The 21,689-nt window shown below is 67.9% G+C and carries 19 protein-coding genes; 5 read left to right on the top strand and 14 right to left on the bottom strand.

Features of this window, described 5'->3' with window-relative positions; translation table 11 throughout:
- Positions 1–85: 85 nt before the first annotated feature.
- From GV001_RS18330 to dksA, 13 genes are all read right to left on the bottom strand, one after another.
- Complete coding sequence (locus tag GV001_RS18330; RefSeq protein WP_160082477.1) at positions 86–1,099, bottom strand: class I SAM-dependent rRNA methyltransferase; 1,014 nt, start codon at positions 1,097–1,099, stop codon at positions 86–88.
- Positions 1,100–1,219: 120 nt separating this feature from the next.
- Positions 1,220–3,157 (bottom strand): acetate--CoA ligase, encoded by a 1,938-nt coding sequence (gene acs, locus GV001_RS18325; RefSeq protein ID WP_160082475.1) that lies wholly within the window; start codon positions 3,155–3,157, stop codon positions 1,220–1,222.
- A 164-nt stretch (positions 3,158–3,321) separates the two neighbouring features.
- Positions 3,322–4,986, bottom strand: coding sequence for a glucose-6-phosphate isomerase (gene pgi / locus GV001_RS18320; RefSeq protein WP_160082473.1), 1,665 nt, complete (start codon positions 4,984–4,986; stop codon positions 3,322–3,324).
- An 87-nt stretch (positions 4,987–5,073) separates the two neighbouring features.
- Positions 5,074–5,454: an aspartate 1-decarboxylase gene (gene panD, locus GV001_RS18315; RefSeq protein WP_160082471.1), complete on the bottom strand. Its 381-nt coding sequence runs from the start codon at positions 5,452–5,454 to the stop codon at positions 5,074–5,076.
- Between the two features lie 83 nt (positions 5,455–5,537).
- Positions 5,538–6,386: a pantoate--beta-alanine ligase gene (gene panC, locus GV001_RS18310; protein ID WP_160082469.1), complete on the bottom strand. Its 849-nt coding sequence runs from the start codon at positions 6,384–6,386 to the stop codon at positions 5,538–5,540.
- Complete coding sequence (panB, locus tag GV001_RS18305; RefSeq protein WP_160082467.1) at positions 6,383–7,183, bottom strand: 3-methyl-2-oxobutanoate hydroxymethyltransferase; 801 nt, start codon at positions 7,181–7,183, stop codon at positions 6,383–6,385. Before panB ends, panC begins: the two co-directional genes overlap by 4 nt.
- Positions 7,184–7,288: 105 nt before the next feature.
- Positions 7,289–7,798: a 2-amino-4-hydroxy-6-hydroxymethyldihydropteridine diphosphokinase gene (gene folK / locus GV001_RS18300; RefSeq protein WP_160082465.1), complete on the bottom strand. Its 510-nt coding sequence runs from the start codon at positions 7,796–7,798 to the stop codon at positions 7,289–7,291.
- 1 nt (position 7,799) lies between these two features.
- Positions 7,800–9,200 (bottom strand): polynucleotide adenylyltransferase PcnB, encoded by a 1,401-nt coding sequence (locus tag GV001_RS18295; protein WP_160082463.1) that lies wholly within the window; start codon positions 9,198–9,200, stop codon positions 7,800–7,802.
- 835 nt (positions 9,201–10,035) lie between these two features.
- A complete protein-coding gene (locus GV001_RS18290; protein WP_160082461.1) occupies positions 10,036–11,448 on the bottom strand; it encodes a sigma-54 dependent transcriptional regulator in 1,413 nt (470 codons plus the stop codon).
- Positions 11,449–11,537: 89 nt separating this feature from the next.
- Positions 11,538–14,492 carry a sensor histidine kinase gene (locus GV001_RS18285; protein ID WP_160082459.1) on the bottom strand — a complete coding sequence of 985 codons (2,955 nt, stop codon included), beginning with the start codon at positions 14,490–14,492 and terminating at the stop codon, positions 11,538–11,540.
- 56 nt (positions 14,493–14,548) lie between these two features.
- A complete protein-coding gene (locus GV001_RS18280) occupies positions 14,549–14,725 on the bottom strand; it encodes a hypothetical protein (RefSeq protein ID WP_003095129.1) in 177 nt (58 codons plus the stop codon).
- A gap of 219 nt (positions 14,726–14,944) precedes the next feature.
- Entirely contained in the window at positions 14,945–15,829 is an 885-nt protein-coding gene (gene gluQRS / locus GV001_RS18275; RefSeq protein WP_160082457.1) for a tRNA glutamyl-Q(34) synthetase GluQRS, read from the bottom strand.
- A gap of 91 nt (positions 15,830–15,920) precedes the next feature.
- On the bottom strand, positions 15,921–16,364 hold the full coding sequence (gene dksA, locus GV001_RS18270) for an RNA polymerase-binding protein DksA (protein ID WP_160082455.1): 444 nt from the start codon (positions 16,362–16,364) through the stop codon (positions 15,921–15,923).
- Between the two features lie 194 nt (positions 16,365–16,558).
- Between dksA and GV001_RS18265 the strand changes: the two genes are divergently transcribed.
- A complete protein-coding gene (locus tag GV001_RS18265) occupies positions 16,559–17,740 on the top strand; it encodes a pyridoxal phosphate-dependent aminotransferase (RefSeq protein WP_160082453.1) in 1,182 nt (393 codons plus the stop codon).
- Positions 17,730–18,437 carry a DNA/RNA nuclease SfsA gene (gene sfsA / locus GV001_RS18260; protein WP_160082451.1) on the top strand — a complete coding sequence of 236 codons (708 nt, stop codon included), beginning with the start codon at positions 17,730–17,732 and terminating at the stop codon, positions 18,435–18,437. Before GV001_RS18265 ends, sfsA begins: the two co-directional genes overlap by 11 nt.
- A gap of 41 nt (positions 18,438–18,478) precedes the next feature.
- Here sfsA and GV001_RS18255 read toward each other — a convergent pair whose 3' ends face one another.
- Entirely contained in the window at positions 18,479–18,796 is a 318-nt protein-coding gene (locus tag GV001_RS18255; RefSeq protein ID WP_160082449.1) for a Rieske (2Fe-2S) protein, read from the bottom strand.
- Positions 18,797–18,992: 196 nt separating this feature from the next.
- Here GV001_RS18255 and GV001_RS18250 point away from each other — a divergent pair, with 196 nt between their 5' ends.
- Genes GV001_RS18250 through GV001_RS18240 form a run of 3 tightly spaced genes read left to right on the top strand, consistent with a single transcriptional unit; the run spans position 18,993 to position 21,666 of the window.
- Positions 18,993–19,976, top strand: a complete 984-nt coding sequence (locus GV001_RS18250) for an iron ABC transporter permease (RefSeq protein WP_178091872.1) — start codon at positions 18,993–18,995, stop codon at positions 19,974–19,976.
- On the top strand, positions 19,976–20,743 hold the full coding sequence (locus GV001_RS18245; protein WP_160082445.1) for a heme ABC transporter ATP-binding protein: 768 nt from the start codon (positions 19,976–19,978) through the stop codon (positions 20,741–20,743). The genes GV001_RS18250 and GV001_RS18245 overlap by 1 nt, the downstream gene beginning before the upstream one ends.
- Positions 20,744–20,781: 38 nt before the next feature.
- Positions 20,782–21,666 carry a ChaN family lipoprotein gene (locus tag GV001_RS18240; protein ID WP_160082443.1) on the top strand — a complete coding sequence of 295 codons (885 nt, stop codon included), beginning with the start codon at positions 20,782–20,784 and terminating at the stop codon, positions 21,664–21,666.
- Positions 21,667–21,689 lie beyond the last annotated feature (23 nt).

Below are 21,689 nucleotides of genomic sequence, written 5' to 3'. Positions count from 1 at the left end.
CGACTTCAACTTCCAGGCTGAGATGCCCGGAAGTATGGCATGGCTATTTTGAAAACGGGGCCATCGGCGTGCTGGCAAGCCGCACTCAGAAGTGCAGGATCAGGGTCTTCAGCGGCGGCTGGCCATCCTGCGAGGGGAAGTCGGCGGCTGGGGGCAGCGACTGCCAGTCGCGTACCGGGCGGCCGAGCTTTTCCGCACAGCGCAGCACCTGCTGGCGCCAGTCGTCGAGCGCCACCCTGGCCAGGTTGTTGCAGCAGATCAGCGTGCCGTTGGCCGCCGTGGCGAGGAGCGCCGGCTTGAGCAGGCTCTGATAGTCGCGCAGCAGGTCGACGGTGCCGAAGGCGCTCTTGGCCCAGGCCGGCGGGTCGAGCAGCACCAGGTCGAACTGGCGCGGCTGCAGGCGCGGGTAGTGCGGCAGCTGGTGCCCGCGCCGCGCGGCGACGGGCAGGCCGGCCAGCTGGCGGATGGCCGGGAAATAGTCGGACTGCACGAAGTCCATCGCCAGTCCCGGGTTGAGCGCCAGGTTCTCGCGACCGACTGCCAGGTTGCCTTCGGCGAAGTCGAGGTTGACCACTTCGCTGGCGCCACCGGCGGCGGCACACAGGCCGACGCCGCAGGTGTAGGCGAACAGGTTGAGCACCGACTTGCCGGCACTGTGCGCCTTGACCCAGCCGCGGGCGTTGCGCAGGTCGAGGAACAGCAGCGGGTCCTGCCCCGGATGACGGCCGCGCACCCGGTAGTTCAGGCCCCATTCGTGGCCGACCTGGTCTGCCAGGGCGGCGGGTTCGGCCTGGTAGACGGGATCGCTGCGGTCGATGCGCGAGTTGCCTTGCGAGCGGTCGTTGTAGACCAGCTGCAGGTCGAGGCCGAGCCGTTGCCGGACGGTCGCGTGCAGGTCGAGCAGGGCGTCGCGTTCGAGGCTCTGGTGGAAACTCTGCACCAGCAGCTGTGGGCCGTAGCGGTCGGCGGTGAGGCCGGGGGCGCCTTCCTGGCTGCCGTGGAACAGGCGGTAGCAGTCGGTACCCTGGCCGTGCAGTTCGTCGAGCAGGCCCTGGCGGGCGTCGAGAGCGGCGCGCAGCGCCTGATTGAGAGCGGGCATGCGCGGTATCTCGGAAGAGGGAGCGCGCAGTTTACCAGGCCGCCCCTGATGGCGGGTGGTTCAGCTGTAGGGCGGGTGTTCGTGAGCAAACGCGGGTTGCACCCGCCCTACAGGAGATGGCTATCGGTTGAGGCGCTTGTCGATCAATCCGTCGACCACGCTGGGGTCGGCCAGGGTCGAGGTGTCGCCCATGTTGTCCAGCTCGTTGCAGGCGATCTTGCGCAGGATGCGCCGCATGATCTTGCCCGAGCGGGTCTTCGGCAGGCCCGGTGCCCACTGGATCAGCTCCGGCTTGGCGAAGCTGCCGATTTCCTTGCCGACCAGCGCGAGCAGCTCGGCCTTGAGCGCGTCGTTCAGCTCCGCGCCGAGCACCGGGGTGACGAAGGCGTAGATGCCCTGGCCCTTGATGTCGTGCGGGTAGCCGACCACGGCGGCCTCGGCCACGGCGTCGTGCAGGACCAGGGCGCTCTCCACCTCGGCGGTGCCGATGCGGTGGCCGGAGACGTTGATCACGTCGTCCACCCGGCCGGTGATCCAGTAGTAGCCGTCCTCGTCGCGGCGTGCGCCGTCGCCGGTGAAGTAGTAGCCGGGGTAGGGCTTGAAGTAGGTGTCGATCATCCGCGCATGATCGCCGTAGACGCTGCGGATCTGGCTCGGCCAGCTGGCCTTGATCGCCAGCACGCCTGAGCCGGCACCGTCGATCTCGTGGCCCTGGTCGTCGAGCAGCACCGGCTGCACGCCGAAGAACGGCCGGGTGGCGGAGCCGGGCTTGAGATCCGTGGCGCCGGGCAGCGGGGTGATCAGGATGCTGCCGGTTTCGGTCTGCCACCAGGTATCGACGATCGGGCAGCGCATCTCGCCGACCACGTGGTAGTACCACTCCCAGGCTTCCGGGTTGATCGGCTCGCCGACCGAGCCGAGCAGGCGCAGGCTGCTGCGCGAGGTCTTCTGCACCGGGCCTTCGCCCTCGCGCATCAGCGCGCGCAGGGCGGTCGGTGCCGTATAGAAGATATTCACCTGGTGCTTGTCGATCACCTGCCAGAAGCGCGAGGCGTCCGGGTAGTTCGGTACGCCTTCGAACATCAGGGTGGTGGCGCCGTTGGCCAGCGGGCCGTAGACGATGTAGCTGTGCCCGGTGACCCAGCCGATGTCGGCGGTGCACCAGTAGATGTCGCCCTCGTGGTAGTCGAACACGTACTTGTGGGTCATCGCCGCGCTGAGCAGGTAGCCGCCGGTGCTGTGCAGCACGCCCTTGGGTTTGCCGGTCGATCCCGAGGTGTAGAGGATAAATAGCGGGTCCTCGGCATCCATCGGCTCGGCCGGGCAGTCGGCGGAGGCTTCGCGCAGGGCCTCGTGGTACCAGAGATCGCGGCCTTCGACCCAATCCACCTCGCCCTGGGTGCGTTCGACCACCACCACCGTACTCACCGCCGGGCAGCTCTGCAGGGCCTGGTCGACATTGCGCTTGAGCGCCACGTACTTGCCGCCGCGCACGCCTTCGTCGGCGGTGATCAGGGTGCGGCAGTCGGCATCGAGGATGCGGTCGCGCAGGGCGTCCGGGGAGAAGCCACCGAACACCACCGAATGCACCGCGCCGATACGGGTGCAGGCGAGCATGGCATAGGCGGCTTCCGGGATCATCGGCATGTAGATGCACACCCGGTCGCCTTTCTTCACCCCGCGCTGCTTGAGCACATTGGCCAGACGGCAGACGTGGCTGTGCAGCTTGTTGTAGGTGATGTGCGCGGATTCGTTGGGATTGTCGCCTTCCCAGATGATGGCGATCTGTTCGCCGCGGTTGGCCAGGTGGCGGTCGATGCAGTTGTGCGCCACGTTGAGCCGGCCGCCCTTGAACCATTCGGCCTGGCCCAGGCGCAGGTCGCTGCGCTGCACCCGGTCCCAGGGCTTGAACCAGTCGAGGAACTGCGTCGCCTGTTCGGCCCAGAAGGCGTCGGGTTGCTCGATGGACTGGCGATACAGGCGCAGGTAGGCGTCGTTGTCCAGGTGGGCGTGCAGGCGCACGGCATCCGTGACGGGATGGCGAGTGATCTCGAACATGGCGGGCTCCTTGTTATTGTTGATCCGCTGTGTCGATCAGGGTGGGCCAAGCAGTTGCGTGGTTCAAGTGGCGGGGCGCCTGGGCGGCGCAAATTCCTGGCAAGCTCGGCGCCTGTCCTGCCCCGATAACGAAAAAGCCCGGCGCTGGGCCGGGCTTGTCGGGGTCAGCCGCGGTGCCGGCCGCGGAAGAAGTCGATCAGCCCCTGGGTCGAGGCATCCTCGGCGGCGGGCTGGTCCCAGCCGGTGAGGCGCTGGTAGACGCCCTTGCCGAGGTCCTTGCCCAGCTCCACGCCCCACTGGTCGAAGGCGTTGATGCCCCAGATCACGCTCTGCACGAACACCTTGTGCTCGTACATGGCCACCAGGGCGCCCAGGCGGCGTGGGCTGACCCGCTCCAGGACCAGGGTGTTGCTCGGCCGGTTGCCTGGGATCACCTTGTGCGGCGCCAGGCGCTGCACTTCGTCCTCGGCCAGGCCCTGGGCGCGCAGCTCGGCCTCGGCCTCGTTGCGGCACTTGCCGAGCATCAGGGCCTGGCTCTGCGACAGGCAGTTGGCGTACAGCCACTGGTGGTGGTCGGCGACCGGGTTGTAGCTGACCACCGGCACGATGAAGTCGGCCGGAATCAGCTGGGTGCCCTGGTGCAGCAGCTGGTGGTAGGCATGCTGGCCGTTGCAACCGACGCCGCCCCAGATCACCGGCCCGGTATCGGTACTGACCGGGCTGCCGTCCTGGCGCACGCTCTTGCCGTTGGACTCCATGTCCAGCTGCTGCAGGTGCTTGGTGATGTTGCGCAGGTAGTGGTCGTACGGCAGGATCGCGTGGCTCTGCGCGCCCCAGAAGTTACCGTACCAGACGCCGAGCAGGGCCAGCAGCACCGGCATGTTCTTCTCGAACGGGGCGCTGCGAAAGTGCGTGTCCATGCTGTAGGCGCCGGACAGCAGCTCCTTGAAGTTGGACATGCCGACGGCCAGGGCGATCGGCAGACCGATCGCCGACCACAGCGAGTAGCGCCCGCCGACCCAGTCCCACATGGGGAAGATGTTCTTCTCGCGGATGCCGAAGGCGACGGCCGCCTCCTTGTTGCTGGTGACCGCGATGAAGTGGCGGTACAGCTTCTCCTCGGTGCCGCCGCGGGCCAGGTACCAGCTGCGCGCGGCCTGGGCGTTCTTCAGGGTTTCCAGGGTGCCGAAGGACTTGCTGGAGACGATGAACAGGGTGGTTTCCGCATTGAGCTTGCCCGTCAGCTCGTGGAACTCGCTGCCGTCGATATTGGCCAGGTAGTGGCAGCGCACGCCGTGCTGGGTGAACGGCAGCAGCGCCTCGGAGACCAGCTGCGGGCCGAGGAAGGAGCCGCCGATGCCGATGTTGACCACGTCGGTGATGCTCTTCTCGCTGTAGCCGCGCCACATGTTGCTGTGGATGCGCCCGACCATGTCGGTCATCTGGTGCAGCACGCGGTGCACCTCGGGCATCACGTTGACCCCGTCGACCCTGACGCAGTCGCCGATCGGCCGACGCAGGGCGGTGTGCAGGGCCGGGCGACCTTCCGAGGCATTCAGTTGCTCGCCGTTGAACAGGGCGTCGATGGCTGGCTGCAGGCCTGCGTCCTGGGCGAGCTGGACCAGCAGGTCACGGGTCTGCGGGTTGATCAGGTTCTTCGAGTAGTCGAGGAACAGACCGCTGGTGCTCATGGAGAAACGCTCGAAACGCTTGCCGTCGCTGGCGAAGGCCTCGCGCATGCTGAACGTTCGCATGTCCTCGCGGTGCTGGCGCAGGGCCTGCCAGGCGGGCAGGGTGGTGACATCGAGCGGCTGTTGGTAATACGCCATGGGCGGCAAGTTCCTTGTTGTACGGCGTTTCGGGCATTAAAAAGCCCGGAAGATTCCGGGCTTGGAGTGTAGCGGCACGGGCCCGGGTCAGGCGACCTGCACGGGAATCGCGTTGCTGGTGTGGCTCAGCTCGCCATCGGCGCCCATGTACAGCACGCGCGGCTGGAAGTTGGCCAGTTCGGCCTCGCTGTAGTGGGCATAGGCGCAGATGATCAGGCGGTGACCGACGCCGGCCTTGTGCGCGGCGGCACCGTTGACCGAGATGATCTTCGAGCCTTCCTCGCCGCGGATGGCGTAGGTGGTGAAGCGCTCGCCGTTGTCCACGTTGTACAGCTGGATCTGCTCGTATTCGCGGATGCCGGAGAGGTCCAGCCATTCGCCGTCGATGGCGCAGGAACCTTCGTAGTCGAGCACCGCGTGGGTGACGATGGCACGGTGCAGTTTGGCCTTGAGCATGATGGCGTGCATGGCGGTTTCCTCGTCAGTACCTCGGGCGGCGGCAGAGTTTGCCCGAACCCCGAACAGTGTTCAAGGTCACAGGGCGGCTGGGCTCAGAGCTCGAAAGCCAGGTTGTCGATCAGGCGGGTGCTGCCCAGGTAGGCGGCGCCGAGGATGACCAGCCGGCTGTCCGTGGCGCTGGCCGGGCGCAGGCTGCCGGCTTCGCGGATTTCCAGGTAGTCGGGGCGCAAACCGGCTTCGCTGAGGGCTGCCTTGCCTTCATTTTCGAGCTGGGCAAAGTCGCGGCGGCCGTCGCGGATGGCGGCGGCCAGTTGCTGCAGGGTGCGTTGCAGGGCCGGCGCGGCGGCGCGCTGCTCGGCGCTCAGGTAGCCGTTGCGCGAGGACAGGGCCAGGCCGTCGGCGGCGCGCACGGTCGGCTCGCCGATGATCTGGATCGGCATGTTGAGGTCGTGCACCAGGGTGCGGATCACCGCCAGCTGCTGGAAGTCCTTCTCGCCGAACACGGCGAGGTCCGGCTGGACCATGTTGAACAGCTTGGTCACCACGGTGGCCACGCCGTCGAAGTGGCCGGGACGGCTGCCGCCGCACAGGCCCTCGGACACGCCGCTGACACGCACCAGGGTCTGCCCGTCCATGCCGTGCGGGTACATTTCCTCGACATCCGGGGCGAACAGCAGCTGGCAGCCGGCGGCGACCAGTTTTTCCTGGTCGGCCGCCAGGGTGCGCGGATAGCTGGCCAGGTCTTCCTTGGGGCCGAACTGCAGCGGGTTGACGAAGATGCTGGCGACCACGAAGTCGGCGCGCTGGCCGGCCTTCTCGACCAGGGCGACATGGCCCTCGTGCAGGTTGCCCATGGTCGGCACGAAGGCGATGCGTTTGCCTTCGCCGCGCGCGCGCGCAACGGCGGCGCGCAGTTCGAGTACGGTCTTGACGGTGTTCATGCGGAGAATCCGTGTTCCTCGGCGGGGAAGCTGACGTCCTTCACCGCCTTGACGTAGGCGCCCAGGGCGGCCTGGATGGTCGGTTGGCCGGCCATGAAGTTCTTCACGAACTTCGGCGTGCGCCCGGTCAGCGACAGGCCGAGCATGTCGTGCAGCACCAGCACCTGGCCGTCGGTGGCCGGGCCTGCGCCGATGCCGATTACCGGTACCTTGACCGACTGGCTGATCTCGGCGGCCAGCGCGCTGGGCACGCACTCCAGCAGGATCATCGCTACCCCGGCCTGCTCCAGGGCCATGGCGTCGGCACGCAGCTGGCGCGCGGCGGCATCGCCACGGCCCTGCACCTTGTAGCCGCCGAACACGTTGACCGCTTGCGGGGTCAGGCCCAGGTGGGCGCACACCGGCACGCCGCGCTCGGCCAGCTGGCGCACCGGTTCGGTCAGCCAGGCTGCGCCTTCCAGCTTGACCATGTGGGCGCCGGCCTGCATCAGGGCGGCGCAGCTGGCGAAGGTCTGCTCCAGGGTGGCGTAGGCCATGAAGGGCAGGTCGCTGAGGATCAGCGCGCCCTGGTTGCCGCGTTTTACCGCGGCGGTGTGGTACGCCATGTCGGCCAGCGAGACCGGCAATGTGCTGTCATGGCCCTGTAGGACCATGCCCAGGGAATCGCCGACCAGCAGCACTTCCACGCCGGCCTGGCAGGCAGCCTGGGCAAACGTGGCATCGTAGGCGGTCAGCATGGCGATCTTCTCGCCTTTCTGCTTGAGCCCCAGCAGGGTGCTTACGGTTATCTCTGGCATGAAAACATCCTCATCAGCGCGCGGTTCTTGCACCGCCGCGGGGCAACGGGACGCCTATAGTCCCGATGGGGGTGCATGAAGTCAATCGCAGGTGTTACCGGCGTGTTACTGCGTTACCTGCGCCAGGGCCGGTTCGGCCAGGCGCTCCAGGCCGACATAGGGGCAGGCGGCCAGCAGGCTCTGCAGGGTGCGGCCGTCGGGCAGCTGCAGGTCGGCGGCGATTTCCGCCAGCGGGTAGAGCACGAAGGCGCGGGCGTGCATGTGGTAGTGCGGCACGCTCAGGCGTGGCTCGTCGAGTATGCGCTGGCCGAACAGCAGGATGTCCAGGTCCAGGGTGCGCGGGCCCCAGCGTTGCTCCTTGCGCACGCGGCCCTGCTCCAGTTCGATGGCTTGCAGGGCGTCGAGCAGCTGCAGGGGCGTGAGGGCGGTATCCAGGGCGGCCACGGCATTCACGTAGCGCGGCTGGTCGGGTGGGCCCAGCGGGTCGCTGGCGTAGAGCGAGGACACCGCCGCCAGTTGGCTGTCGGGCAGGGCGGCCAGCGCGGCGAGGGCCGCGCGCAGTTGCTGGCGGGGCTCGGCCAGGTTGCTGCCGAGGCCGATGTAGACGCGTTCCATCTTATTCGCTGGCAGGGCTGTCGCTGCGCGGCGCGCGGCGCTTGTTGCGGCCGCCGCGGCGGCGCTTGCGGGCCGGGCCGTCGCCGTCTTCCTGGCGGGCGCTGAGGTCGCGGATCATGCTGCGCCGTTCGCTGTCGGTGGCGTCCTGGTAGTCGGTCCACCAGTCACCGAGGCCGCCGGTTTCTTCGCCGGCGTCTTCACGCAGCAGGAGGAAGTCGTAGCCGGCGCGAAAGCGCGGGTTTTCCAGGAGCAGGTCGGCACGCTTGCCGCTGCGCCGTGGCAGGCGTTCCTGCATGTCCCAGATCTCGCGGATCGGCAGGGTGAAGCGCTTGGGCACGGCGATGCGCTGGCATTGCTCGGCGATCAGGTCGTGGGCCGCTTCCTGCATCGCCGGGATTGGCGGCATGCCGCGCTCCTGCAGGTGCAGCACGCGGGCGGGCAGGGCCGGCCAGAGCAGGGCGGCGAAGAGGAACGCCGGGGTCACCGGCTTGCCCAGGGCAATGCGCTCGTCGGTATTGGCCAGGGCCTGGCGGATCAGCGTGCCGGTGTAGTCCGGGTTGCGCTTGAGGGCGGCGGCGCTGGCCGGGAACAGCGGGGCGAACAGGTCGTACTCGACCAGCAGCTCGAAGGTGCGCTCGGCATAGCCGGCGAGGAACAGCTTGAGCACTTCGTCGAACAGGCGTGCCGAGGGGATGTCGCGCAGCTTCGAGGCCAGCCGGCGGATCGGCGCGGCGCTGTGCTTCTCGATGTCGAAGTCCAGTTTGGCGGCGAAACGCACGGCGCGCAGCATGCGCACCGGGTCTTCCAGGTAGCGCTGCTCGGGGTCGCCGATCAGGCGGATCAGGCGGTTGCGGATGTCGTGCACGCCGTGGGCATAGTCGAGGATGCGCTCGCCGGTGACATCGAAGTACAGCGCGTTGATGGTGAAGTCGCGGCGCTGGGCGTCGTCTTCCAGGCTGCCGTAGACGTTGTCCCGCAGGATGCGCCCGCTTTCGTTGCGCGAGGACAGGTGGCTGTCTTCTTCGTCGTCGCCCAGCGGGTGATTGGCGCGGAAGGTGGCGACCTCGATGATTTCGCGGCCGAAGTGCACGTGGGCCAGCTTGAAGCGGCGGCCGATCACCCGGGCGTTGCGGAACTCGGCGCGGACCTGCTCCGGGGTGGCGCTGGTGGCCACGTCGTAGTCCTTGGGCTGCATGCCGAGCAGCATGTCGCGCACGCAACCGCCGACCAGGTAGGCCTGGTAGCCGGCATGCTGCAGGCGCTCGACCACATTGACCGCATTGCGGCTGAACTGCCCCCGCTGCAGCGAGTGCTGGCGATTGCCGAGGATCTCGGGGGTGCTGCGGGGATGAGCGTTGCGCTTGAGGGGCGAACGGAACGACTTGAACAGCTTTTTCAGCATGGGGAGCACTGTGTGTTTGAGAAAACGGCCGTTTCAGGGCGTCGTAGAGTCGCTGCGTAAGATGATGCGACGTGGCACGACGGGCTGAAAAATGCATTAGACCGCACGGATGACGCGGATTCTAGCATTGGGGAGGGGGATGGTGAATTAAATGGCAGGCTGGGGATGCGGAAGCTACTGGGGGAGCCGAAGCTCCCCCCCAAGTAGGTGCGTGCTTTGTTTTTGTTATTATTGCGAGCCTGTTGTTTTTGTTGGTTGGCCCGTTTTTGGTAGCCCAATTGGGGTACCAGGAGCAAACGGATTACTTTGAATGCTGATGTTGCCTTGATCAATCCGTGATCCAACCAGTTCAGGCACTGTCTTGAGACAGTCTTATTGTTCTCGGCCTGGCTGTGGGGCGAACCCCAAGGGCAAATCCTCTCCAAAATGATCAGTTAGCTGCGCCTCCGCCTTGTTGTTTTTATTGTGCTGGAGTCGTTTCGTCTTATTTTTATTGTGGTGTTTCTGGTTTGTTATTGTTGTTGTGCCAGAGATAAAGCAGAAGCCGTGCCAGTTTTTGAAAACCCTTGTATTTCAAGGCTTTGCTGTTTTGCGTGGCCGGCGGGAAGCCCAAAAAAGCCGCGTTCTCGTTACCGATGAACCCGGCGCCTGTTACGGCTGGGGCGTTGCGGTAACAGCTGCGGGGAACCTTTGGGCGGTCGGCCGGTCGCCCGGGTAACGTCGGCGCCACGCCGGCTTGCCCGGCACGGGAGTGGCTTGGCACTGTGCGCCGGACGCAAAGCATGAGGGCGCCTTGCGGCGCCCCCATGGGTACTCGTCGGATCCAGCCCGGAACTCAGGAGTCGGTGGCCGCCCCGGACTTGCGCCGCGGGATACCCAGGCGCTGGCGGCGTTCCCACAGGCACTTGCGGCTGATGCCGAGTTTGCGCGCCAGCTCGGTCTCGGTCATGTGGTCCTGGTGTTCCAGGACGAAGTGCTGGAAGTAGTCTTCCAGGGACAGGTCCTCGGTCGGCTCGTGGCTGTTGCCGGAGCTGGCCGGGAGGCTGGCGCTGTCGAAGTCGTCCTCCAGGTCGTCCAGTTCGATATCGATGCCCAGCAGCTCGGCGGAAATCTCCGAACCCTCGCAGAGGATCACCGCGCGCTCGATGGCGTTCTCCAGCTCGCGCACGTTGCCCGGCCAGGGGTAGTGGCGGATCGCCTGTTCGGCGTCGTGGGCGAAGCGCAGGTCGTCGCGGCCCATGCGCGTGCACTGGCGCACGAGGAAGGCCCTGGCGATTTCGTTGACGTCGGCGCCGCGCTCGCGCAGCGGCGGCAGCTTGAGGGCGATGACGTGCAGGCGGTAATAGAGGTCTTCGCGGAACTGGCCGAGCTTGGCCAGGGTCTTCAGGTCGCGGTGGGTGGCGGCGATCAGGCGCACGTCGACCTTCTGCGACTGTACCGAGCCGACCCGGCGGATCTCGCCTTCCTGCAGCACGCGCAGCAGGCGCGCCTGGGCTTCCAGGGGCAGCTCGCCGATTTCGTCGAGGAACAGGGTGCCGCCGTCGGCCGCCTCGACCAGCCCGGCGCGGCCGGCGCTGGCGCCGGTGAAGGCGCCTTTCTCGTGGCCGAACAGTTCCGACTCGATCAGGGTTTCCGGGATCGCCGCGCAGTTGACCGAGATCAGCGGCGCCTTGGCGCGCCTGGACAGGTTGTGCAGGGCGCGGGCGACCAGCTCCTTGCCGGTGCCGGACTCGCCCTGGATGAGGACGTTGGAGTCGGTCGGGGCGACCTTGCGGATCTTGCCGTAGAGATCCTGCATGGCGGCGCAGGAACCGATGATGCCGATTTCGCCTTCGCTGCTCGCCGGCGTCTTGCCGGCACTCTTGCTGGCGCCTTCCGGCGCCTTGTTGCGGGCGTTCTGGTGGTCGCTGAGGATGCGCGCCACGGCCTGCAGCATCTCGTCGTGGTCGAAGGGCTTGGCGATGTAGTCGACCGCGCCCATTTTCATCGAGTCCACGGCCGAGCGCAGGCTGGCATAGCTGGTCATGATCAGCACCGGGGTGCCTTCGGCCAGCTTGATCAGTTCGGTGCCGGGGGCGCCGGGCAGGCGCAGGTCGCTGACGATCAGGTCGAAACCGGGAATGCTGTAGCGCTCCTGGGCCTCCTGCACCGATCCGGCTTCGCTGACCTGGTACTGGTTGCGTTCCAGCAGGCGGCGCAGTGCCGAGCGGATGATGGTTTCGTCTTCGACGATGAGGATATGCGGCATTGAGTCTCTCTCGACGGTATCGATCTGTTCAAGGTCGCTGCGCCTCTGGCGCGACTCGCGAGGCCTTGAACGGGCTCATAGTTCACTGCTTAGGTCGCTACGGACGTCGCTTCGATATAGCGCGGCAGCGTCACGCGGAAACGGGTTCCGAGCTGGCGTTCGGGGTCGGCCGGGCTGTCGATGGTGATTTGCCCATAATGCTCTTCCACGATGGAATAGACCAGTGCGAGCCCCAAACCGGTGCCTTTGCCCGGGTCCTTGGTGGTGAAGAAGGGTTCGTACAGGCGATCCATGATTGCCTGCGGGATGCCTGTGCCTTCGTCCTCGACTATCAGTTCGACGCTCTGCTCCGTGGCCTCGCTGCGCACGCGGATGGCACCGCCGACCGGTGAGGCGTCGCGGGCGTTGGACAGCAGGTTGATCAGTACCTGGGCCAGGCGCTGCGGGTCGCCCTTGGCCAGATGCTCGGGGTCGCACAGGTTGAAGAAATGCACCTCGGTGCTGTTGCGGTTGAGCGACAGCAGGCCGATGGCATCCTGTGCCACGTCGGCCAGGCATACCGGGTACTCGGCACGCTGCTGCTGGCCGGCGTGGGCGAAGTTCATCAGCGACTGGACGATGCGCGAGATGCGCTTGGTCTGGTCGAGGATCTGGCTGCTGATCTCGTTGAGCTCCTCGTCGCCCTCGCGCTCCTCGCGCAGGTTCTGCGCCAGGCAGGCGATACCGGTGACCGGGTTGCCGATCTCATGGGCCACCCCGGCGGCCAGGCGGCCGATGCTGGCCAGGCGCTCGGAATGCACCAGCTGGTCCTCCAGCACGCGGGTCTCGGTGACGTCCTCGACCAGCAGCACCAGGCCGCTGTTGCCCGGCGCCAGGGGTTCGTCGATGGCTGCCTTGTGCAGGTTGAGCCAGCGCTCCTCGCCATCCAGGCGCAGCTGCTGCTTGTGCAGGTGCTCGTCGTCCTGGTGGATGAAGCCGATCAGCAGGCCGCGCCAGGGTTGGTCGAGGGCGCTCAGGCGCGAGCCGACCACGCGCTCGGCCGGGATCTCGGTGAGGTCCTCCATGGCGCGGTTCCACATGAGGATTTCCTGGTCCTTGGCCAGCGAGCACACGCCCATCGGCAGCTCCTGCAGGGTCTGCCGGTGGAAGCGACGCAGGGCGTCCAGTTCGGCGGCCAGGCCGGTGAGGCGCGACTGGTAGTCCTCCAGGCGGCTCTCGATGAAGTGGATGTCCTCGCTGACATAGGCCTCGCTGCCGGCCTTGTAGGGCAGGAAGGTCTCGACCATGTCCTGGGCCACGCTGGGGCCCATCAGGCCGGACAGGTTGGCCTCGATGCGGTCGCGCAGGCGGCGCAGGGCATAGGGGCGGCGTTCGTCGAAGGGCAGGTGCAGGTCGCGCAGGGCGCGCTCGACTTCCTTCTGCGCGGTGACCGCGCCCAGCGGCTTGGCCAGCTGGGCGGCGAACTCCTGCGGCGAGCCCGCCAGCAGCTCGCGCCGTTGCGGGCGGCGCACGTTGTCCACGGTGCAGGCCTCGGCGGCGCTCTTCTCCTCGTCGCTGGCCTCGGTGAACAGCGAGATCAGGGTGAACACCAGCACGTTGGCCGCCAGCGAGCCGATCGCCGCCAGGTGCCAGCTGTTGTTGTCGAGGGTGTAGACCAGGTCGAGCAGCGGCAGGTGCATGCCCTGCACATTGCTCACCAGCGGCAGCAGCATGCTCACCGCCCAGACCAGGATGCCGGTCAGCAGGCCGGCGATGAAGCCGCGGCGGTTGGCGGTCGGCCAGTACAGCACCGACAGGGTGCCGGGGAGGAACTGCAGGGTGGCGACGAAGGCGACGATGCCCAGGTTGGCCAGGTCCTGCTCGGCGCCGAGCAGCAGGTAGAAGCCGTAGGCGGCCATGATGATGGCGATGATCAGGGCGCGGCGGGTCCACTTCAGCCAGCGGTAGATATTGCCCTCGGCCGGCGGCTGGTACAGCGGCAGCACCAGGTGATTGAGGGCCATGCCGGACAGCGCCAGGGTGGTGACGATGATCAGCCCGCTGGAGGCCGACAGCCCGCCGACGTAGGCGACCAGCGCCAGCGCCGGGCTGTTCACCGCGATGCCCAGGCCGAGGGTGAAGTATTCCGGGTTGGTGGTGGCGCCCAGCTTGAGGCCGGCCCAGAGGATCAGCGGCACCGACAGGCTCATCAGCAGCAGGAACAGCGGCAGGCCCCAGCTGGCGCTGACAATGGCGCGCGGGTTGAGGTTCTCGGTGAAGGTCATGTGGTACATGTGCGGCATGACGATGGCCGAGGCGAAGAACACCAGCAGCAGGGTGCGCCACGGGCCTTCCTGCAGCGGGGTGTGCAGGGCGGTGAGCGAGGCCTGGTTCTGCAGCAGCCACAGCTCCAGCTCGCCGGGCCCGCCGAACACCCCGTACAGCGCATACAGGCCGATGCCGCCGAGGGCCAGCAGCTTGACCACCGACTCGAAGGCGATGGCGAACACCAGGCCCTCGTGCTTCTCGCGGGTGGCGATATGGCGCGCGCCGAAGAGGATGGTGAACAGCGTGATCAGCGCGCAGAAGCCCAGGGCGAAGCGGTTCTGCAGCGGCTCGCGGGTGAGGATGCCGATCGAGTCGGCCACCGCCTGGATCTGCAGGGCCAGCAGCGGCAACACGCCGATCAGCATGAACAGGGTGGTCAGCGCGCCGGCCCAGCTGCTGCGGAAGCGGAAGGCGAACAGGTCGGCCAGCGACGACAGCTGGTAGGTGCGGGTGATGCGCAGGATCGGGTAGAGCAGCACCGGGGCGAGCAGGAAGGCGCCGGTGATGCCCAGGTAGCTGGCGAGGAAGCCGAAACCGTACTGGTAGGCCAGGCCCACCGTGCCGTAGAAGGCCCAGGCACTGGCGTACACGCCCAGCGACAGGGTGTAGGTCAGCGGGTGGCGGATGATCCAGCGCGGGATCAGGCCCTTCTCGCTGACCCAGGCCACGCCGAACAGCAGCAGCAGGTAGGTGGCGCTGATCAGGATCAGCTGACTCAGGTCAAAGCTCGTCAGCATCGCGTTGGCTCTGTACAGAAGGATAAAAGGCGTTCAGTGGGTTGCACCGCTGCAGCTCAGAGCTCATCGGCATCGCGCTGGCTCTGCAGAATAAAGGTCACCACGATGAGGATCAGCCATAGCAGGTAGGGGCGATACCAGGCGCCGTTGGGGTCGATCCACCAGTCCATGATGGCCGGGGAAAACAGGTAGATCCCCACTACCAGGAGCAGGACCAGTCGGTAGATGTACATGCCGGGTCTCGTGTCGGAGTTGTCGCGATGGTAGCGGATTCGTTACCCGGACGGCAGTCGTGCGCTGCGCTTGTTCGGAGCCAGGTCTGCGCGCTAGGTCACGGAGATTCGTGCAGGCGTAGGTAGGTTGGCGTTGAGCGTAGCGAAGCCCAACGGTCAGCGGCTGGGTCGTTGGGCTTCGTCGCTATGCTCCTCAACCCAACCTACGGTCTGAGCGGCTCAGCGTAGCTGGGCTTCGGCCAGGGTCCGCCGGCGCGGGATGCGCGCGGCGTCCCAGTTGACGCTGCCCCAGGCCAGCAGCTCGGCGGCGCTGGCGCCGGCCAGCTCCGCCGGCACCGGCTGGCCGAGGGTGCGCAGCGCACGCAGCAGCAACGCCGGGGCCTGGTCGGCGGGCAGCGGCGGCGAGCGGTAGCTCTTGCCCAGCTTGTGGCCGTCCGGCTGGATCAGCAGCGGCACGTGCAGGTAGCGCGGCTGGCGCAGGCCGAGCAGCTCCTGCAGGTACAGCTGGCGCGGGGTGGAGTCGAGCAGGTCGGCGCCGCGCACCACATCGGTGATGCCCTGCCAGGCATCGTCCAGCACCACCGCCAGCTGGTAGGCGTACAGGCCGTCGCGGCGGCGGATGACGAAATCGCCGACTTCGCGGCCCAGGTGCTGGCCGAACTCGCCCTGCACACGGTCGCTGAAGCGGTATTCCAGCTCCGGCACGCGCAGGCGAATGGCCGCGTTGTGGGCCGGGTGGCCGGCATTGCGGCAGAAACCCGGGTAGATGCCGCCGTGGCCCTCCAGCTGCTTGCGCGAGCAGGTGCAGGCATAGGCCAGGCCCTGGTTGAGCAGTTGCTCGACAACCGCGGCATAGGCCGGCAGGCGTTCGCTCTGGCGTACCAGCGGGCCGTCCCATTGGAAGCCGTAGGTTTCCAGGGTGCGCAGGATGGCATCCTGGGCGCCGGGTACTTCGCGCGGCGGATCGAGGTCTTCCATGCGCAGCAGCCACTGGCCGCCGACATGACGGGCGTCGAGGAAGGAGGCGAGGGCGGCGACCAGTGAGCCGAAGTGCAGGTAGCCACTGGGCGTGGGGGCGAAGCGCCCGATATAGGAGGTGTTCATGGGCTGCATGATGTCTGTGCGGGCATCGTCAGACCAGCCCGCTGATCAGGGGGCAGAAATGCAACGGGGCGCCTGAGCGCCCCGTCCGGAATCAGGAACCGATCTGTTTTTCCTTGATTTCCGCCAGCGTCTTGCAGTCGATGCACAGGGTCGCGGTCGGGCGGGCTTCGAGGCGGCGGATGCCGATTTCGACGCCGCAGGAATCGCACCAGCCGTAGTCGTTGTCTTCGATCAGCTGCAGGGTTTCGTCGATCTTCTTGATCAGCTTGCGCTCGCGGTCACGGGCTCGCAGTTCCAGGCTGAACTCTTCTTCCTGGCTGGCGCGGTCGGCTGGGTCCGGGAAGTTGGCGGCTTCGTCCTGCATGTGATGCACGGTACGATCCACTTCCTGCATTAGCTCCAGCTTCCACTTGTTGAGGATGTTGGTGAAGTGAGCTCGCATTGGCTCGCCCATGTATTCCTCGCCCTTTTTCTCTTTATAGGGCTCGAAACCGCGGGCCAGATGGCTACTGCTTGGTTTTGCTTTGGTGGGCATGGATGGCCGCCTCTCACTCTCTCTGATCCACTAGCGCAGGATCTGTTCCTTTACCGGCAGGGCCGGGCCTGCGGCTGCAAGCGGGCGAACTTACCAGATCAATTCGGGCGATGCTACTCCCGGTTGTCCATGTTGCTGCAGCCTGCTCGAGCAGTTAGTTAGAATCCACCCTTTACCCAGATAAAGGAAGGCCAATGGCCCAGCCCTTCAGTGCGCGCAGTCGCGCCATCGAACCGTTCCACGTCATGGCCCTGCTGGCCCGCGCCAACGAGTTGCAGGCCGCCGGCCATGATGTGATCCACCTGGAAATCGGCGAGCCGGACTTCACCACCGCCGAACCGATCATCCGTGCCGGCCAGGCGGCCCTGGCCGCCGGGCATACCCGCTACACGGCGGCGCGCGGCATTCCGCAGCTGCGCGAGGCGATCGCCGGCTTCTATGCCAGTCGCTATGGCCTGAGCATCGACCCCGGGCGCATCCTGATTACGCCAGGCGGTTCCGGCGCCCTGCTACTGGCCGCCAGCCTGTTGGTCGATCCGGGCAAGCACTGGCTGCTGGCCGACCCCGGCTATCCGTGCAACCGCCACTTCCTGCGCCTGGTCGAAGGCGCCGCACAGCTGGTGCCGGTCGGCCCGGACAGCCGCTACCAGCTGACCCCGCAGCTGGTCGAGCGCTACTGGGACCACGACAGCGTCGGCGCCCTGGTCGCCTCGCCGGCCAACCCGACCGGCACCCTGCTGTACCGGGACGAGCTGGCTGCGCTGTCTACTGCGCTCAAGCAGCGCGGTGGCCACCTGGTGGTCGACGAGATCTACCACGGCCTGACCTACGGCTGCGAGGCGGCCAGCGTGCTGCAGGTGGACGACGACGCCTTCGTCCTCAACAGTTTCTCCAAGTACTTCGGCATGACCGGCTGGCGCCTGGGCTGGCTGGTGGCGCCGGCCAATGCGGTGGGCGAGCTGGAAAAACTGGCGCAGAACCTCTACATCAGCGCCCCGAGCATGGCCCAGTATGCCGCGCTGGCCTGCTTCGAACCGGCCACCCTGGCCATCCTCGAAGAGCGCCGCCACGAATTCCAGCGCCGCCGCGACTACCTGCTGCCGGCCCTGCGCGAGCTGGGTTTCAGGATCGCCGTGGAGCCGGAAGGCGCCTTCTATCTATATGCCGACATCTCCGCGTTCGGCGGCGATGCCTTTGCCTTCTGCCGGCACTTTCTCGAGACCGAGCACCTGGCCTTCACTCCAGGGCTGGACTTCGGCCGGCACCTGGCCGGGCACCATGTGCGCTTCGCCTACACGCAGAGCGTCGAGCGCCTGCAGCAGGCGGTCGAGCGCATTGCCCGCGGCCTGCAGAACTGGCGCCCCGATGCGCTTTGATCCGCCCCTGGAAGAAGGCCGTCTGCTGCGCCGCTACAAGCGCTTTCTCGCCGATATCGAGACGGCCGGCGGCGAGCAGCTGACCATTCACTGCCCCAACACCGGCTCCATGCTCAACTGCATGAGCGAGGGCTGCCGGGTCTGGTTCAGCCGTTCCAGCGACCCCAGGCGCAAGCTGCCGGGCACCTGGGAGCTGGGCGAGACGCCGCACGGAAGGCTGGCCTGCATCAATACCGTGCGGGCCAATGCCCTGGTCGAGGAGGCGCTGCGGGCCGGGGTGATCGGCGAGCTGGCCGGCTTCACCGGACTCCGGCGCGAGGTGCCCTTCGGCGCGGAGAACAGCCGGGCGGACTTTCGCCTGGATTACCCCGCCGGGCCGGCCTGGGTCGAGGTGAAGAGCGTCACCCTGGGCTTCCCCGGTACGGCCGTGGCGGCCTTTCCCGATGCCGTTACCGCCCGCGGCGCCAAGCACCTGCGCGAGCTGGCGGGCCTGGCGCGCCAGGGTGTGCGCGCGGTGCAGCTGTATTGCGTCAACCTGTCGGGGATCGAGGCGGTGCGCGCCGCCGAGGAGATCGACCCGGCCTATGCGGCGGGCTTGCGCGAGGCCAGGGCGGCGGGAGTCGAGGTGCTGGCCTATGGCGCCGAGATCACCCCGCAGGCCATGCGCCTGGTGCGCCGCCTGGAGGTGCTGCTGTAGGGGCGCCGTGCGCACCGCCAGCGACCCGCAAGTGGCGCAGCCTAGGGCTCGATCCAGATGCCGTCGGTATCTTCGCGACATTCCAGCGCCTGCAACGACTGGCCGGCGCAGGGCCCGGTCAGGCATTCGCCACTTTCTATAAGGAATAGCGCGCCGTGGTGGGCGCACTGCAGCAGGCTGCCGCTGGCATCGAGAAAGTCGTCCGCGCGCCATTCCAGGGTCAGGCCGCGGTGCGGGCAGCGATTGCGGTAGACATAGGCACGGCCGTCGCGGCGTACCGCCACCAGTTGTTGGTCCTGCACGACAAAGCCCCGGCTCTGGCCTTCGGCCAGCTCATGCGGGGCGCATAGAAGCTTCATGGGGATCTCCACGCCAAGGCGGGGGATTATCCCGCATGGGCGCGGCGCTGGGCTAGGGCGCGCGCCGCCCCTGGCGGATGCGCTGGCGGTGGCGGCGGCAGCCTTTTATCCTTGCGCGCACCCCGACTGCCGAAAGCCGCCCATGACCGCCATCGTTCGACCACGCCCGCTGCTGATTGCCCTGGGCCTGTTGCTGCTGCTGGCGCTGTGGCTGTCCCTGGCCCTGGGCCCGATCAGCCTGCCGCTGGCCGATACCCTGCAGGCCGCCCTGCGCCTGCTCGGCCTGCCGCTGGAGGGCGAGGGGTTGCAGCAGGCCGAACTGATCCTCGGCCAGATCCGCCTGCCGCGCAGCCTGCTCGGCCTGGCCGTGGGCGCCGTGCTGGCGCTGTCCGGGGTGGCCATGCAGGGCCTGTTCCGCAACCCGCTGGCTGACCCCGGCCTGGTCGGGGTGTCCGGCGGTGCGGCGCTGGGCGCGGCCATCGCCATAGTCGGCGGCAGCTACCTGGGCGGCCTGCCGCCGGCGCTGGAGCCTTATCTGCTGTCGCTCTGCGCCTTCGCCGGCGGCCTGGCGGTGACTGCGCTGGTCTACCGCTTCGGCCGCCGCGACGGGCAGACCCACGTCGCCACCATGCTCCTGGCCGGGGTGGCGCTGACCGCCATGGCCGGCGCCGGCGTGGGCCTGTTCACCTACCTGGCCGACGACGCCAGCCTGCGCAGCCTGACCTTCTGGAACCTCGGCAGCCTCAACGGTGCCAGCTACGCACGGCTGTGGCCGCTGCTGCTGGTGACCCTCGGCGTGGCCGCCTGGCTGCCGCGGCGGGCAGCGGCGCTGAATGCGCTGCTGCTGGGCGAGTCGGAGGCGCGCCACCTGGGCTTCGATGTCGAGCGGATCAAGCTGGAGCTGGTGCTGTGCACGGCCCTGGGCGTCGGCGCGGCGGTAGCGGCGGCCGGGCTGATCGGCTTCATCGGCCTGGTGGTGCCGCACCTGATGCGCCTGCTGGTCGGCCCCGATCATCGCGTGCTGCTGCCGGCCTCCCTGCTGGCCGGCGCCAGCCTGCTGCTGCTCGCCGACCTGGTCGCGCGCCTGCTGCTGGCGCCGGCGGAGCTGCCGATCGGCATCGTCACCGCGCTGCTCGGCGCGCCGTTCTTTCTCTATCTATTGCTGCGGGGGCGTACCTGATGTTGCGAGCCAGGAACCTGGCGGTGCAGCGCGGCTCCTGCACCGTGCTGGCGGATGTCGACCTGCAGCTGCACCCCGGCGAAGTGCTTGGCGTGCTCGGGCCCAACGGCGCGGGCAAGAGCAGCCTGCTCGGCGCCCTGTGCGGCGAGCTGAAGGCGGCCCGTGGCGAGGTCAGCCTGGCCGGCCGGCCCCTGGCCGAGTGGCCCGGGCCGGAGCGGGCGCGGCGCCTGGCCGTGCTGCCGCAGAGTTCGACGCTGAGCTTCTCTTTCACGGTGGAGCAGGTGGTCGGTCTGGGCCGTCTGCCCCACGCCAGCGGGCGGCAGCGCGACGACGAGATCGTCGGCGAAGCCCTGCGCGCCGCCGATGCCGCGCACCTGGCCGGGCGCAGCTACCTGGCGCTGTCCGGCGGCGAGCGCCAGCGCGTGCACCTGGCGCGGGTGCTGGCGCAGCTGTGGCCGGGTGCGGCGGGGCAGACCCTGCTGCTCGACGAGCCGACCTCGATGCTCGACCCGCTGCACCAGCACACCACCCTGCAGGCCGTGCGCGAGTTTGCCGGGCGCGGCGCGGCGGTGCTGGTGATCCTGCATGACCTCAACCTGGCGGCGCGCTATTGCGACCGCATCCTCCTGCTGCAGCACGGTCGGCCCCACGCCCTGGGGACGCCGGAAACGGTGCTCGACGCGGCGGGGCTGGAAGCGGTATTTGGCTTGCGGGTGCTGATCCAGCGCCATCCCGAGCGCGGTCATCCACTGATCGTGGCGCGCTGATGCGTGGGTTGCTGATGCGGATAGCCAAGGAAACGTCCATGCGTCTGCTGTTGCTCTGTGCGCTTGTCCTGCTGGCGGCCTGCCAGTTTCGCGGCGTGCTGCCGCCGCCGGCCCCCATTGCCCCCGAGGGGCGTGATCATCCCCGGCTGGGCCGGATCCTCGACTCGGCCAGCGGCGAGTGGCTGACAGCGGAGCAACTGGTCGAACGCCTGGCCAAGGCGCCGCGGGTGCTGGTCGGCGAGCAGCACGACAACCCCGATCACCATGCCCTGCAACTCTGGCTGCTGCGCGAGCTGGCGGCGCGGCGGGCCCAGGGCAGTGTGCTGCTGGAGATGATCAACCCGGATCAGCAGGCCAGGGTCGAGCAGGCCCAGGGGCTCGCCCGCGCCGGCGAGCGTCTTGGCGACCCCTTTGCCGCGCTGGCCTGGCAGGCGGGCTGGGCCTGGTCGCTGTACGGGCCGCTGGTCGGTCATGCGCTGCGCCAGCCCTATCCGCTGCTGGCGGCCAACCTCGATCGCGGCGAGCTCATGCAGATCTATCGCCAGCGCCCGGCGCTGAGCGGGGCGGCTTCCAGCGCGCCGGCGGTGCAGGCGGCGCTGCTGGCCGATATCCGCGAGTCGCACTGCGGCCTGCTGCCGGACAGCCAGTTGCCGGCCATGCTCGCCGTGCAGCAGCAGCGCGACCGGCGCATGGCCGAACGCCTGCTGGCTGCGCCGCAGCCGGCCCTGCTACTGGCCGGCGCCTTCCACGTGCGCAGGGACCTCGGCGTGCCGCTGCACCTGGCCGACCTGGGCGCGGCGCAGGGCAATGCCGTGCTGATCCTGGCCGAGGCGGGCGCCGCGGTCGAGCCGGGCAGCGCCGACTATGTCTGGTACACCGCGGCCATGCCGGCGCAGGATCACTGCGCCAAGCTGCGCCGTTAGGCGTGGGGCTCCGGTGCGCACGG

Source organism: Pseudomonas sp. 8AS (assembly GCF_902506505.1).
Taxonomy (GTDB): domain Bacteria; phylum Pseudomonadota; class Gammaproteobacteria; order Pseudomonadales; family Pseudomonadaceae; genus Aquipseudomonas.
Note: the sequence above shows the minus strand (reverse complement) of the source record. Positions and strands in the feature narration are given on the sequence as shown.

Coding starts and splice junctions, on each gene's coding strand:
- GV001_RS18240 (WP_160082443.1), top strand. CDS start 20,782: ATGCGTCTGCTGTTGCTCTGTGCGCTTGTCCTGCTGGCGGCCTGCCAG.
- GV001_RS18280 (WP_003095129.1), bottom strand. CDS start 14,725: ATGTACATCTACCGACTGGTCCTGCTCCTGGTAGTGGGGATCTACCTG.
- panC (WP_160082469.1), bottom strand. CDS start 6,386: ATGAACACCGTCAAGACCGTACTCGAACTGCGCGCCGCCGTTGCGCGC.
- folK (WP_160082465.1), bottom strand. CDS start 7,798: ATGGAACGCGTCTACATCGGCCTCGGCAGCAACCTGGCCGAGCCCCGC.
- GV001_RS18265 (WP_160082453.1), top strand. CDS start 16,559: ATGGCCCAGCCCTTCAGTGCGCGCAGTCGCGCCATCGAACCGTTCCAC.
- GV001_RS18295 (WP_160082463.1), bottom strand. CDS start 9,200: ATGCTGAAAAAGCTGTTCAAGTCGTTCCGTTCGCCCCTCAAGCGCAAC.
- panD (WP_160082471.1), bottom strand. CDS start 5,454: ATGCACGCCATCATGCTCAAGGCCAAACTGCACCGTGCCATCGTCACC.
- GV001_RS18245 (WP_160082445.1), top strand. CDS start 19,976: ATGTTGCGAGCCAGGAACCTGGCGGTGCAGCGCGGCTCCTGCACCGTG.
- gluQRS (WP_160082457.1), bottom strand. CDS start 15,829: ATGAACACCTCCTATATCGGGCGCTTCGCCCCCACGCCCAGTGGCTAC.
- acs (WP_160082475.1), bottom strand. CDS start 3,157: ATGTTCGAGATCACTCGCCATCCCGTCACGGATGCCGTGCGCCTGCAC.
- GV001_RS18255 (WP_160082449.1), bottom strand. CDS start 18,796: ATGAAGCTTCTATGCGCCCCGCATGAGCTGGCCGAAGGCCAGAGCCGG.
- panB (WP_160082467.1), bottom strand. CDS start 7,183: ATGCCAGAGATAACCGTAAGCACCCTGCTGGGGCTCAAGCAGAAAGGC.
- dksA (WP_160082455.1), bottom strand. CDS start 16,364: ATGCCCACCAAAGCAAAACCAAGCAGTAGCCATCTGGCCCGCGGTTTC.
- sfsA (WP_160082451.1), top strand. CDS start 17,730: ATGCGCTTTGATCCGCCCCTGGAAGAAGGCCGTCTGCTGCGCCGCTAC.
- GV001_RS18290 (WP_160082461.1), bottom strand. CDS start 11,448: ATGCCGCATATCCTCATCGTCGAAGACGAAACCATCATCCGCTCGGCA.
- GV001_RS18330 (WP_160082477.1), bottom strand. CDS start 1,099: ATGCCCGCTCTCAATCAGGCGCTGCGCGCCGCTCTCGACGCCCGCCAG.
- pgi (WP_160082473.1), bottom strand. CDS start 4,986: ATGGCGTATTACCAACAGCCGCTCGATGTCACCACCCTGCCCGCCTGG.
- GV001_RS18285 (WP_160082459.1), bottom strand. CDS start 14,492: ATGCTGACGAGCTTTGACCTGAGTCAGCTGATCCTGATCAGCGCCACC.